Source organism: Parasphingomonas frigoris, assembly GCF_036663815.1.
Classification (GTDB): domain Bacteria; phylum Pseudomonadota; class Alphaproteobacteria; order Sphingomonadales; family Sphingomonadaceae; genus Sphingomonas.
This window is the reverse complement of record NZ_JAXOJQ010000002.1, coordinates 163,759-177,363: the sequence shown is the minus strand read 5'-3', so window position 1 is coordinate 177,363 and position 13,605 is coordinate 163,759. Positions and strand designations below refer to the sequence as shown.

Genomic DNA, 13,605 nt, shown 5'->3' with positions numbered 1-13,605 from the left:
TTTCGTATCAGGCGGCGATGGGCAGGGCGGGGATCACGCCGGGCGCTGGCTGCGGGTCTTCGGCATGCTCGAACGGCCCCTTGCGGATCGAGGCGATCATCAGCCGCACCTCGATCACCGCGAGCGCGCCGTAGAGCAAAGTGAAGCCGACGATCGTCGTCCACAGCGCCGCCACGCTCAGCGTCGAGGTGGCGAGGAAGGTCGGCAGCACGCCCTCGATCGCCCACGGCTGGCGGCCGATCTCGGCGAGCATCCAGCCAAGCTCGATCGCGACCCACGGCAGCGGGATCGAATAGAGCGCGAGCTTGAGGAACCAGCGCGTGCTGTCGTGGCGACGCAGGCTCGCCAGCACGAAGGCGGTGGCGAACAGCGCGATCATGTAGAAGCCGACGAACGCCATGATCCGGAAGCTCCAGAACATCAGCGGCACGTTGGGGACGACATCCCACGCGGTCGCCGCGATCAGTTGCGGGCTTGCCGCACGCGGATCGGCGACATGCGCCTTCAGCAGCAACGCATAGCCCAGGTCGCGCTTGTGCGCCTCGAAGCGGGCGCGCTCGCCGAGGTTGGTCGGATCGGTCTTGAGCTTCTGCACCGCGTCATAGGCGATCACGCCCGAGGTGATCCGCTCCTGCGCCTTGAGCACCAGCTCGGACATGCCGGTGACTTCCTTGTCGATGCTGCGCGTCGCGATCAGCCCGAGCACCCACGGCACCTCGACCGCATAATGCGTGGTGCGCGCGGCGACATCGGGCAGGCCGATAAGCGTGATGCCGGCGGGGGCGGGGGCGGTGTGCCACGCGGCCTCGATCGCGGCGAGCTTCATCTTCTGGTTGTCGGTGAGCGCATAACCGCTCTCGTCGCCGAGCACGACGACCGAGAGCGAGGAGGCAAGCCCGAACGCCGCGGCGACCGTCATCGAGCGCTTGGCGACGCCGACATATTTGCCGCGCAGCAGGTACAGCGCCGAGATGCCGAGCACGAACACCGAAGCGCAGACATAGCCCGCGCTGACGGTGTGGACGAACTTGGCCTGCGCGATCGGGTTGAACAGCACCGCGCCGAAATCGCTGACCTCCATCCGCATCGTCTCGGGGTTGAAGGTCGCGCCGGTCGGGTTCTGCATCCAGCCGTTGGCGATGAGGATCCACAGCGCCGACAGGTTGGTGCCGAGCGCGACCATGAAGGTGACGCCGAGATGCGCGAGCTTCGACATCCGGTTCCAGCCGAAGAACATCAGCCCGACGAAGGTCGCCTCGAGGAAGAAGGCCATCAACCCCTCGATCGCCAGCGGCGCGCCGAAAATGTCGCCGACATAATGCGAGAAATACGACCAGTTGGTGCCGAACTGGAATTCCATCGTCAGCCCGGTGGCGACGCCGAGCACGAAGTTGATCGCGAACAGCCGACCCCAGAAGCGCGTGATCACACGCCAGATCGGCCTGCCGGTCATGACGTAGACCGATTCCATGATGACGAGCATGAAACTCAGCCCGAGCGTCAGCGGCACGAACAGGAAATGGTAGAGCGCGGTGAGTGCGAATTGCAGCCGCGACAGATCGACGACGCCGGGGTCCATGAATATCTCCATCGAGGCCGCAGCGCGGCATGGTGCCGCAGTGCAGCGGATGGTGGCTTGAACCCACTTCGCCGCTCCGCAGATATTAGGGTTTTCCCGTAGACACTTACGCCAGTGCAACGAGTCTACGGGACTTTGCGTATTCGTCGGCGGGCCGATGCTGCGTAGGCGGGGGCGATGACCACGCTTTCCGCCGCGCCGACCCCGCGCCTGGCTGCCCAGCGCCTCAAGCGCATCGTGCCCTCGCAAGCCTTGGTCGGTCGCTCGACCCTCTTGCTGCTCGCCGATACGCTGGCGGGGATCGGCTTTGCCGCCGGACTCGCGGGCGCGGTGGTGCACGTGCCCGCGGGGTTGCCCGCAACGCTGCCGTGGGTCGCGCTGCTGGTCGGTGCCGGGATCGCACGCGGGGTGTTCGCGATGCTCGCCGCGCGCGTCGGCGCGGCGGGCGCGCGGTTCACCAAGCTCGCGTTGCGACGCGCACTCGTCGCCGATCTGCTGCGGCGCGGCGTCGGCGGGCAGGCGACCAGCGGAACGCTGATCGCCACCGCGGTCGACGAGGTCGAGGCGATCGACGGCTATGTCGCGCGCTTCCTTCCGGCGCGCCATGCCGCGGCGATCGCGCCGCTGCTCGTGCTGGCGGCGACCGCGCTGGCGAGCCCGATCGCGGCGGCTATCCTGGTCGCGACGCTGGTGCCGTTCATCGCCGCGATGATCCTGGCGGGCGGCGCGGCGGCGGACGAATCGCGCCGGCAGTTCGTCGCGCTTTCGCGGCTGTCGGGGCTGTTCGCCGATCGGATCCGCGCGTTGCCGATCCTGCTCGCCTTCGGTGGCGAGACGCGCGAGACCGAGCGACTCGGTCGTGCGTCACAGGACGTCGCGACGCGGACGATGCGCGTGCTGCGGATCGCGTTCGTGTCGACGGGAGCGCTCGAATTCTTCGCCGCGCTGTCGGTCGCATTGGTCGCCGTCTATGCCGGTTTCAATCTGCTCGGGCTGTTGCCCTTCCCGGTGCCCGAAAAGCTCGATCTCGCGCGCGCCTTTTTCATCCTCGCGCTCGCGCCCGAATTCTATCTGCCGATGCGACGACTGGCGGCGGCCTATCACGACAAGCAGGCGGCGTTCAGCGCGGCCGAGCGCTTTCCCGAAGCGTCGTTCGCCGCGCCGGTGGCGCGCGGCGGTGTCAGTGTTCCCACGGCCGCGCCGGACATCCGTTTCGAAGACGTGCGGATCGCTTATGACGGCACGGCGGCGGTGGAGCATTTCTCGCTCGCGGTCGCACCCGGGAGCATCGTCGCGCTGGTCGGCGCGTCGGGGAGCGGCAAGAGCAGTCTGCTGCATGCGGCGCTGGGGCTCGTGCCGCTGTCGGGCGGGCGGATCCTGATCGACGGCGTCGCGCTCGATACGAACGCCACGCTCGCGCCGATCGCGGCGTGGGTCGGGCAGGCGCCGCTGATCGTCGCCGGTACGATCCGCGAGAATATCGTGCTCGCCTGGCCGGGGGCGAGCCCGCTGGCGATCGTCATCGCGGTCGCACAGGCCGGGCTCGACCGCGCGCTCGCGAACCGCCCCGGCGGGCTCGACGCGATGATCGATGCGCGCGGTGGCGGGCTTTCGGGGGGTGAGATCCGCCGCATCGCGCTCGCCCGCGCCTTGCTCAAGCCGGCGTCGGTGCTGCTCCTCGACGAGCCGACCGCACATCTCGACGCCGCGTCCGAGGTCGCGCTGGTCGAGGCGATCCGCACCGCGTGTCGCGGGCGCACCGTGCTGATCGCGACGCACAGCCCCCGCCTCGCGGCGATCGCCGATCGTGTCGTTTCGCTGGAGATGGACGGATGACCCAGCTCGCGCACTTGCTCGCCGAACAACGCCGGCGCCAGCGCGCCTTGCTGTGGCGCGGCGGGGCCTATGCGGCACTGGTCGCCGGCGCATCGGTGTTGCTGCTCGGCCTCTCGGGCTGGTTCATCACCGCCGCGGCGATCGCCGGCATTGCCGGGCCGATCGTCGCGCAGGGTTTCAACTACATGCTGCCGAGCGCCGGGATCCGTGCGCTCGCGATCGTGCGCACTGGCGCGCGCTATGGCGAGCGACTGGCGAGCCATGAGGCGGCGTTCGGCGCGCTCGCCCGCATCCGACCCGCTGTGTTCCGCGCGATCGCCGCGGCGCCGGTCGCGCGCGCGCTGTCGTTCTCGACCGGGGAGGCGACGGCGCGGATCGTCCAGGATGTCGGCGTGATCGAGACGCGCTTCGCGATGGCGTCGGCGCCGTGGGGCGCGGTCGCGGCGGCGCTCTCGGGCATCGGCCTGATCGCGCTCGGCGGCTGGGCAGCGATGCTGACGACGTTGGGGTGCCTGGCGGGATTGCTGTTCGTCGCCGACCGGCTGGCGACCGCGCTCGAGGCGCCGGGCCGCGCGGTGCAGCGCACGACGGGGGTGTTGAAGCAGGACGTCGCCAGCCTCACCGGCGCGGCGGCGGAGCTGCGCTGTTACGGTCTGGAGGCCTGGGCCGAGCAGCGTGTCGCCCGGAGCAGCGCGGCCCTGGCGAATGCGGTGGCGGCGCAGGCCGGGGTGCTCGGCTGGTTCGAACTGGCGCAGGCGGGCGCCATCGCGCTCGCGGCCGGGGCGGCGGTGGTGTCGGCGCAGGCGCACGGCCCGGCGATCGCCGCGCTGGCGGCGTTGGCGGCGGCGATGACGATCGACGGCGCCGCGCCGCTGGTCCGCCGCCTCGCGCAGCGCGGCGCGGTGCGCGAGGCCGAAGCGCGGCTCGGCGAGTTGCTCGGGGCGGCGCCCGCGGCGGCGGCGGCGGCGGGGTGGGGCGGTGCGGCACGACCGGCGCTGGCCTTCCGCGGCGGCGCGGTCGCGCTACCGGGCGCCCGGATGCTGATCGCCGGGGATTCGGGGACGGGGAAGACGGCGCTGGTCGAAATGCTGCTCGGCTTGCGGACCGCCGAGCGCGACCGCGTGGCGATCGACGGCGTCGATCTCGCCGACATTCCGCCTGCCGCGCGACGGACGCTGTTCGCCTGGGCACCGCAGGACGCGGCCCTGCTGTCGGGGACGGTGCGCGACAATCTGCTGCTTGCCTGCCCGCAGGCCGACGATGCGACCCTGTGGCACGCCTTGTCCGATGCCGCGCTCGACGCGCGCGTCGCGGCACTGCCGGGGGGGCTCGACAGCTGGATCGGCGAGAATGGCGAACGGCTGTCGGGGGGTGAGCGGCGCCGTCTCGCGCTGGCGCGGGCGTATCTCGGCGCGGCGCCGTGGCTGGTGCTCGACGAGCCGAGCGAGGGTCTCGATGCCGCGACCGAGGACCGCATCGTCACGCGGCTCGCCGCCCGGCTCGCGGCGAGCGGACAGGGGCTGCTGCTCGTCAGTCACCGACCGGCGCTGACACGGTTGTGCGATCAGCGTCTCGCGATCGCTGCGCCTTGCGACAGCGCGTGCCCGACGGATCGGGGCGAACCGCAGCTGGTGCCGGCGTGAGCGTGCGCGCGCGTCGGCGAGCGGCCGCGGCGCATCCTAGTATATCTACGGACAGCGCGGGGGGCGCGGCTGGCGTAGCGCTGGCGCGAGGAGAATCCCCAATGCCCGAGCCCATGTCCACCAAGCCCCCGCGCCACGTCGTCGTCCTGTGCCATCCTGAGCAGGACAGCTTCAACGCCGCGGTGGCCGCGACCTATTGCGCGACGGTGCGCGCGCATGGCCACGACGTGATCGTGCGCGACCTGTACGCGATGGGGTTCCACCCGGTGCTCAAATCGATCGAACGGCCGGGGCCCGACGCGCGCACCTTCGACGATGTCGAGGCCGAACTCGAGATCCTGCGCGACACCGATGTGTTCGTGCTGGTCTATCCGATCTGGTTCGGCACGCCGCCGGCGATGCTGAAGGGCTATGTCGAACGCGTGCTCGGCAGCGGCGTCATGCCCGCCGCGGTCTATCGCGGTGCGGCCAAGGGGGTGCTTGCGGGGCGGCGGATGCTCAGCTTCACGACCTCGGGGTTGAAGGAAATCTGGCTCGACGAGATGGGCCAGCTCAAGGCGCTCACACAAGGCTTTGATCATTATATCGAGCACGCCTTCGCGATGCGCCCCTCCCGCCACCATCATTTCGGGCATGTCACGCCGGATATGGAGCCGGCCTGGGCACGGCGCCACCTCGATGCGGTGAAAGCCCAGGCGGTCGCGCTGGTCGAGGAGCTCGAGGCCGACCGGCACGCGGTTCCGCTGATGCTGTGAGGCCCGATCCGCACACGGATGCGCCTCGCCTCGACGGCTTGGCGCACAGCGTGCGCGACGCCTGACGGCGAATGAAGGCAAGCGCCCGATTAAACGGCCGCCCGGCAATCCTTGCACTTTATATTATACCATATACCGTGATCCCGTCGTTGCGGGAGATCACGGGATGCAGTGGGACTATCCGGCTTTTTGCGGTGCACATCGACCGGCGCATCGGCGATCCGCCTGATGCCGGGTCTCGACCAGGCCAGTGCCGTTCCAATCGCAGGCAAGACTCTGTTCGGCCATCCGCGCGGCCTGTTCGTGCTGTTTTTCGCCGAATTGTGGGAGCGCTTCTCCTATTAAGGCATGCGCGCGATCCTGATTTTCTACCTGACCAAGCATTTCCTGTTCGCCAAGGATCAGTCCTACGCGGTCTATGGGGCCTACACCTCGCTCGTCTACGTCACGCCAGTGATCGGCGGCTATCTCGCGGATCGGTATCTGGGCGCGCGCAAGGCGGTGCTGGCCGGGGGTATCTTCATCGTAATCGGGCATCTGCTGATCGCGCTGGTCGAAGGGCCGGTCGGCACGCAGGGCGCGTATCTCAACGGCTTCTACCTCGGGCTGGCGGCGATCGTGATCGGTACCGGCTTTCTCAAGGCGAACGTCTCGGTGCTGGTCGGCCAGCTCTATCGCCGCGACGACCCGAGGCGCGATCCCGCCTTTTCGATCTTCTACATGGGGATCAACACCGGCGCCTGGATCGGCGCGATCCTGATCGGAATCCTCGGCGAGACGGTCGGCTGGTCCTACGGTTTCGGCGCGGCGGGGGTGGGGATGCTGCTCGGGCTCGGCGTGTTCGTCCTGTTCCGCAAGGAATTGCACGGCGCTGGGGCGCCACCGTCCGATGTGTGGCTTGCGACGCGCGGTCCCGGCGGCGTCCCGCGCGAGGCGCTGCTCTATCTCGGCGCGATCGGCGCGGTCGGCGTGGTATGGTGGCTGATCCGGTCGCAGGGCGCGGTCGGGGTGCTGCTCGTCGGTTTCGCGGCACTGACGGTGGCCTACATCGTCTATCGCGCGGTGTGGACCTTGCCGGCGGTTGATCGCGACCGTGTGTTCGCCGCGATGGTCCTCGTCGCATTGTGCCCGCTGTTCTGGGCGCTGTTCGAACAGGCCGGGTCATCGCTCAACGTCTTCACCGACGAGCGCGTCGATCGCATGCTGTTCGGCTGGGCGGTGCCCGCATCGGTGTTCCAGTCGGTCAATTCGGCCTTCATCATCCTGCTCGCGCCGGTCTTCGCGTGGGGCTGGGGGTGGCTGGCGCGGCGTGGGCGCGAACCGAGCGTACCGATGAAGTTCGGGATCGGGCTGATGCTGGTCGGTCTCGGCTTCGTCGTGCTTGTCGCGGGGGCTCCCGCGGCGGGCGGCCTGACGCCCGCACTGTTCATCATCCTGCTCTATCTGTTCCATGCCATGGGCGAACTCTGCTTTTCGCCGATCGGCCTGTCGTCGATGACGCGACTGCCGATCGCCAGCATGACCGGGCTGATGATGGGAACCTGGTTCCTGTCGACCGCAGCCGGCAACTTCATCGCAGCGCTGATCGCACAGGCGACCGGGGGCGTCGGCGCGGGCGCGGACACGATCCTGCACGTCTACAGCAATATCGCCGGCATCTCGATCATGACCGGCGTCGTCGTCATGGCGCTCAGCCCGTTCGTGGTGCGGCGAATGCATTTGGCAAGCATCGCAGACGGGTTGCCGGGGCAGGCGTGAACCTCACTCGTGCGTTTCTGACGGCAACGCAACGATCGTTCAGGCCACGCGACGCGCGGCACATAATATCGCCCATTAGCATGCCAGCGCGACATTTTTCAACTTGTATACTTTATATAGTATGTCATAAACCTGTCATTGGGGCCTCCGGCGCAGAGTAACGGGGGGTTAAACGGGGTGGATATACGATGAAATTGAAAGTTGTTTTCGCGCTTACGAGCGGCGCGGCCGCGCTGCTCGCGACGGGCGCTCCCGCCGCCGCCATCACGATCCGATCGGCGGCGACCGCTCAGCAGACCGCGGCGGATGCCCCTTTGTCCAAGGCCGACCGCGCCGCCGCTCGCCGTCAGGCACGCGCCGAGCGTGCCGCCGCGCGCCGCCGCGCCAAGGCGGTCGATGCCGCCGCCGCCCGCGGCGCGGACAGCGCGACCTACACCAGTGCCGAGGGCAACGACATCGTCGTGGTCGGCCTACGCGCGAGCCTCAAATCGGCGCGCGACCGCAAGCGCAACTCCAAGCAGATCGTCGACTCGGTCGATGCCGAGGACGCCGGCAAGCTGCCCGACAACAATGTGCCCGAGGCACTCGCGCGCGTCACCGGCGTGCAGATCGACCGCTCGCATGGCGAGGGGACCGGTGTCACGATCCGCGGCCTGAGCGACGTGCAGACGACGATCAACGGCAATGAGGCGACCAGCGCTGGCTCGCGGTCGCTCAACCTCGCCGACATCCCCGCCGAACTGCTCAAGTCGGTGCAGGTCTACAAGACGCGCAGCGCCGATCAGGTCGAGGGCGGCATTGCCGGCACGGTCAATGTCGAGTTGCGCCGTCCGCTCGATCTCAAGCGCGGCCTGACGGTCGCCGGAAGCTTCCGCGAGACCTTCTCGGATCTCGGCAACACCAAGAGCCCCTATGCCAGCCTGCTGCTCGCCGAACGCTTCGACACGCCGATCGGCGAGATGGGCGTGCTGCTGAACGGGTCGTATACGCGCAACAATTACTTCGAGAATTACGTTGTCAGTGAATCGCCGCAGCAGATCGGCTTCTTCACCGGGAGCCAGTCCAACGCGCTGCTGCCGGTCGCGCTGCAGAACACGATCATCCCCTACGCGATCAACTACGGCGTGGAATCAGGCTCGATCAAGCGCCCGTCGCTCAACGCCTCGTGGCAATGGCGCGCGAGCGACCATCTCGATTTCGTGCTCGAAGGTTCGTATCTCGGTGTCCGCTCGGACGACGAGCGCAACAATCTGCGCATTCAGACCAACAGCGACCAGGGCGCCTACAGCAACCTCGTCGTCAATCCCGACGGCACGATCCGCTCGACGACGATCACCAACAACGGTCGCGAGGGAGTCCAGGGCGGCCCGCTCAACATCTTCCAGAAGACGAAGAGCGACACCTACAACGCCAATTTCGAGACGCGCTGGCATTCGGACGCGGTCGAGATCAAGTTCGGCAGCCAGTACAACTGGTCCGACTACAGCCAATATTTCGTCCAGAGCCAGTATCGCCTGACCGGCGGCAACGTCGCCAACGTCGACTTCAATTCGCCCAACGTCCCCGGCGGCGGCCCGTTCGTCACCTTCCCGAACACCGACCTCAACAATCCCGCCAACTACAAGCTCTACCAGATCCACGACCAGCGCGGCACCAACAACGACACGCTGTTCGCGACCAACCTCGATTTCACCGTGCAGACCAGTGCGACCGGCCTGCTGCGCTCGGTGCAGTTCGGGACGCGCTTCACCAAGCACACGATCTCGCGCGATTACGGCTATCGCGATGCGTTCTTCGCCACCACCGCGACCGCGCCGACGATGAACGCAGTGGGCGCGGCGACCGGGATCAACGTGGCCACGACCACACCGGATATTTCCGGGGCGCCGACCTGGTACCATCTCGACGGGGCCAGCCTGTACGACAATTTCGGCGCGATGCGGAGCTACCTCATCGGAAACCGGGCCGATCTCACCGGCCGCGACTGGACGCTGTCGCAGCCGGCGACGACCGATCCCGGCGAGAGCTTCAAGGAGCATGAGCGCACCTTCGCCAGCTACGGCTCGCTCAACTACGGCTTCAAGGCGGGCTTCCCGGTCGATGGCACGATCGGCCTGCGCTACGTCAATACCTGGGGAACGGCGGTCAGCTCGCGCTATGCGTGGAAGGCGTTCCTCGCGAACGGAACGCCCGATTATGCGCAGGGCGTCGCCTACGTCCCGACCGGCAGCAAGGTGAACTACGTCGACCTGCTACCCAGCGCGACGGCGATCCTGCACTTCACGCCGAAGGTCCAGTTGCGGCTGTCCTACACGCACAACGTGTCGCGCCCGGATTTCTACAGCATGCGCTCGGCGGTCAACATCCTCGATGCGACGACGGCGGGCCGTGTTTACGCCGGCAATCCGGACCTCAAGCCGACGCAGGAAAACAACTACGATGCCTCGCTCGAATATTATTGGGGCAAGGGTGGCCTGATCTCGCTCGGGACGTTCCTGAAGAACCAGACCGGCTTCATCTATTATACCGAAATTCGCGAGGCGGTCGTCGGGCTGGCGCCCAATCCGCTCGCGGCCGACGGTCTCTATATCGTTGGCAAGCCGCGCAATGCGGGGCCGGGCAAGATCTTCGGGCTCGAGGCGCAGGTGAACACCTTCTTCGACTTCCTGCCCGGCTTCGCGAAGCATTTCGGGATCAACGCCAACTTCACCTATATCCCGACGGCATCGCTCCAGCTCGCTTATGCCGATAGCGATGTGGACACGCAGGGGCTTTACGACGCGCCCTACACGTCCAAATATTCGGGGAACGTGGCGCTCATCTACGACACGCCGGTGCTCAGCGCCCGTATCGCCTATAACTATCGCTCGAAGTACAAGACCGGGATCGATTATGTGAACCCGGGCTATTCGGTCTACACCCGGCAGACGTCGCGGCTCGATGCGGCGGTCAACGTCACGCCGTTCAAGTTCCTGACGTTGAGCGTCGAGGCGACCAACCTGCTGCACGACAATGCCGACTCCTACTTCGGCGCCTACAATGCGCTTCCGGTCGGCGTCCGCGTCCAGGCTCGCACGATCCAGACGAGCGCGCGCTTCCGCTTCTGAAGGCTTCCGAGCGTCACCCCGGGCAGGCGTCCGGGGTGACGCTCCGGAGGGGAAGCGGTTTCTGAACACGAAAAAGGGGTGCGGCGAATATTCGCCGCACCCCTTTTTCGTGCGTGGAATCTTTTGGAAGCGGGGGGATATCCCGCCTTGCCGCTTCCCCGCCATCGGCCGGGGAAGCGGCCCTTGGGTCAGCGCGGGGTCAGCACCACCGTCGTCGTGCCCGCCGACAGCGGGATCGTCCGCGCGCCGCGTTCGAGTGTGCCGGCGGTGGTGTCGTACGGCCGGCCGGTCTTGGTCGTCGTCTCGACGAACAGCCGCGCCGCCGGCGTGGTCGTGGTGGCCGGATCGAGCGTCAGCGTGATCGTGCGCGTGGCGGGCGCATAGGCTGCGCTGGCGATCTTGCCCGCCTCGAGCGTAATCCAGGTGCCGGCGGGGGCCACGAACAGCCGCGACCGCGCGCCGTCCTTGGGCACCACGGCGACGCGCGCGCGCGTCCGGGTCACATTGCCGCCATACGACACCCAGCCGAAGGTCGGATCCTCGACCAGATAGGTCGCCGCGGCATAGGCATGGCCGAAGAAGCCCATGCCATAATCGCCGGTATAGGGATCCCACGCCATCCGGTCGGGCCAGCTATGGAACGCGGCCGAGCCGAAGCCGTCGCGATCGATGTTGGTGATCCCGCCCATCATGCCGCCATAGGCGACGCGCAGCAGGTGGCTGTCGGCCGGGTTGGCGCGATAGGCATCGAACAGCGGGACGGCGTTGAGTGCCGAGCCATAATGGTGGATCTGCCGCTCGATCCGCGGATATTTGCCGCCGTACAGGAAGTCCCAATAGCGCCGGGCATTGCCGTTGTAGCCCCAGCTCGGGATCGTCGGATCGTAACCGAGGATCGCCTCACGCGTGGTGTCGGCCTGTGGCTGGTAGCCGAAATAGCGCATCCAAGCATAGACCTCGGGCTGGCCGGTCGAATCCCACGCCATCTCGCTGCCGAAGGGATATTGCAGCGTCTTCCAATGGTCGGCGCGGCCCTTCATCAGCGCTTCCATATTGGTTGCCTCGGCGGTCAGCCCCTCGCGCTTGAGGTCCTTCAGGATGTCGACGAACACGTCGCCCTCCATCAGCCCGAACTGCGTGTAATAGGGCGCGTCGCGCATCATCGCGGTGACGGTGCCGTAGGCATGGTCGAGATACCAGCGCCAGTCGTGGCGCGTGACGAGACCGGGATGGTTGCGTGCGAGGCGATAGAGCACCCAATGCCCGATCGCGACGTGCGGATAATTGTAGGCGCGGCCGAGATCGTCGGCGTCCTTGTGCGACCACGACGTCCAGTTCCGCCAATTCTCGGTCGGGTCGTAATAGCCGGGATGTTCCTTCGGGTCGTAATAGAAGATGCTCTTCTTGACCGCGCCGGCATGCTCGCCGCTGGCGACCTGCAGCGTGCCGACGACGGTTTCGTCGACCAGTGCCTCGAGCTTGCCGACCTCGGCCGCGTCGGGATTGTCGAGCTGCTTCATCATCGCCGCGACCCAGCTGCCGGCGCCGCCCTCGTCGCTCATCCCCGAGATCCACACGCGCGGCTCCTGCGTCAGGATCTTGCCGGCTTCCTTGTCGTAGGAGAGGATCGCAGGCGCGCGGTGGAACGGGTCGGCCTTGTCGTCATACCATTGTTTCGTGGTGGTAAATCGGCCGATGTCGGCCATCACCTGGTCGAGCGGCTTGGTGATGTCGTAGCTGACGGTCTGCACCGTCCCGTCGGCATAGGTGATGCTGAGCCGCGCCGGGCCCCAGCCGCGCGCCTGCACGTCATAGCGCGCCCAACCCTTGGCCGCGGCGGTCGGCGTGGCGATCAGCGCGCCGGCGGGGAAGGACTCCACCTTGGCGACCTTGCTGCCATATTTGAGGAACAGCGCAGCGGTCAGGTCGGTCGGCACGACATAGCCGGGGATGCCGACCGCGACCGGGCGGTGCTGCGCGGCGAGCGTCGTCTCGATCGCGCGGATATCGGGCGATTGCACGAAGCGCACGCCGACGTCGCGGCGTTCGCCGGGCGCGAGCGTGATGCTGGTCGACGCGTTCCACTGCGGCCCGGCCTTGCTCCATTCCTTGTCGGCATAACCCCTGGACGCGACGGTCCAGTCGTAAAAGCCTTCCGACGTCTGGCTGCGCGGGCTCTTCTCGGTGAAGGTCGTGCCCTTGGGCGCGGCGCGGTCCTGCGGGAGCGGGACATAGGCTTCGAGCGGGCTGTGGCCTTCGGGCAAAACCAGCAAGGCAGAGCCCTTGCCGCTCAGCCGGGTGACCTGGAGATAGCCCGCATCGCGGCCGATATAGGGGTCGACGAAGCTCGCCTGCGCATGCGCCTGTTCGAGCGTGCGGTCGTCGATGATGTTGTCGAACACCATCGGCATGCCGAGCACGCCGATCTCGACCGGGGTCGTCGATGTGTTGACCAGCGTGAAGCGCAGCACGGGCGCGCCACCGACATCGAGCCAGCGGCGCTCGACGCGCAGCGGCAGATCGTCGCCGAGCGAAGCGGTGATGTCGGCCGCGGCGAGCGTTGTGCCGCCGGCCGGCAACGCCAGGATCGCCTTGCGGCGATGCGCCGAGGCGAAGTCGCGCCATTCCCCGCCGGGGGTGCGCAGCCGCAGGTTGATGTCGCCGACATGATTGTAGCCGTCGCCCTGCCGCTCGGGCTCGCGCTTGCCGGGGACGAAATCGAACGCCGGATCGGCGAGCGGCGACAGGCCGGCGAGCGTCTGCGTGTCGCTGCGCAGCGTGAGCTGCAGCGTGCCGACGCGCAGCGGTGTCGTCGCGATCGGCGCATAGACGGGCTTGGGCGGCTTGGCGTCCTGCGCGGTGACCGCGAAGGGCGTCGCGGTCGCGAGCGCAAGGAGCGAGACACGCAGCAGGCGGGTATGGGTCAT

6 protein-coding genes and 1 pseudogene are annotated in these 13,605 nt (G+C 67.6%); 5 read left to right on the top strand and 2 right to left on the bottom strand.

The genetic code is table 11. The features are described 5' to 3' along the window. Positions 1–7: 7 nt before the first annotated feature. Positions 8–1,579, bottom strand: a complete 1,572-nt coding sequence (locus U1872_RS06030) for a cytochrome ubiquinol oxidase subunit I (protein WP_332791987.1) — start codon at positions 1,577–1,579, stop codon at positions 8–10. 177 nt (positions 1,580–1,756) lie between these two features. On the opposite strand from U1872_RS06030, the gene cydD reads away from it, so the two are divergent. The 5 genes and pseudogenes from cydD (at position 1,757) to U1872_RS06005 (ending at position 10,678) form a co-directional block, all read left to right on the top strand. Further along, the gene (gene cydD / locus U1872_RS06025) at positions 1,757–3,415 is read left to right on the top strand and encodes a thiol reductant ABC exporter subunit CydD (protein ID WP_332791986.1); all 1,659 of its coding nucleotides are present in this window, start codon (positions 1,757–1,759) and stop codon (positions 3,413–3,415) included. Further along, on the top strand, positions 3,412–5,058 hold the full coding sequence (locus U1872_RS06020) for an amino acid ABC transporter ATP-binding/permease protein (protein ID WP_332791985.1): 1,647 nt from the start codon (positions 3,412–3,414) through the stop codon (positions 5,056–5,058). Before cydD ends, U1872_RS06020 begins: the two co-directional genes overlap by 4 nt. A gap of 101 nt (positions 5,059–5,159) precedes the next feature. Further along, positions 5,160–5,813, top strand: a complete 654-nt coding sequence (locus tag U1872_RS06015; protein WP_332791984.1) for an NAD(P)H-dependent oxidoreductase — start codon at positions 5,160–5,162, stop codon at positions 5,811–5,813. Between the two features lie 228 nt (positions 5,814–6,041). After that, positions 6,042–7,571 (top strand): annotated as a pseudogene (locus tag U1872_RS06010) (peptide MFS transporter). 188 nt (positions 7,572–7,759) lie between these two features. Continuing rightward, positions 7,760–10,678 carry a TonB-dependent receptor gene (locus U1872_RS06005; RefSeq protein ID WP_332791983.1) on the top strand — a complete coding sequence of 973 codons (2,919 nt, stop codon included), beginning with the start codon at positions 7,760–7,762 and terminating at the stop codon, positions 10,676–10,678. Between the two features lie 188 nt (positions 10,679–10,866). Here U1872_RS06005 and U1872_RS06000 read toward each other — a convergent pair whose 3' ends face one another. Further along, positions 10,867–13,605 carry a DUF5695 domain-containing protein gene (locus U1872_RS06000; protein ID WP_332791982.1) on the bottom strand — a complete coding sequence of 913 codons (2,739 nt, stop codon included), beginning with the start codon at positions 13,603–13,605 and terminating at the stop codon, positions 10,867–10,869.

What these genes read in the sequence shown, in the direction of transcription:
- U1872_RS06030 (WP_332791987.1), bottom strand. Translation starts at nt 1,579, where the DNA reads ATGGACCCCGGCGTCGTCGATCTGTCGCGGCTGCAATTCGCACTCACC.
- cydD (WP_332791986.1), top strand. Translation starts at nt 1,757, where the DNA reads ATGACCACGCTTTCCGCCGCGCCGACCCCGCGCCTGGCTGCCCAGCGC.
- U1872_RS06020 (WP_332791985.1), top strand. Translation starts at nt 3,412, where the DNA reads ATGACCCAGCTCGCGCACTTGCTCGCCGAACAACGCCGGCGCCAGCGC.
- U1872_RS06015 (WP_332791984.1), top strand. Translation starts at nt 5,160, where the DNA reads ATGCCCGAGCCCATGTCCACCAAGCCCCCGCGCCACGTCGTCGTCCTG.
- U1872_RS06005 (WP_332791983.1), top strand. Translation starts at nt 7,760, where the DNA reads ATGAAATTGAAAGTTGTTTTCGCGCTTACGAGCGGCGCGGCCGCGCTG.
- U1872_RS06000 (WP_332791982.1), bottom strand. Translation starts at nt 13,605, where the DNA reads ATGACCCATACCCGCCTGCTGCGTGTCTCGCTCCTTGCGCTCGCGACC.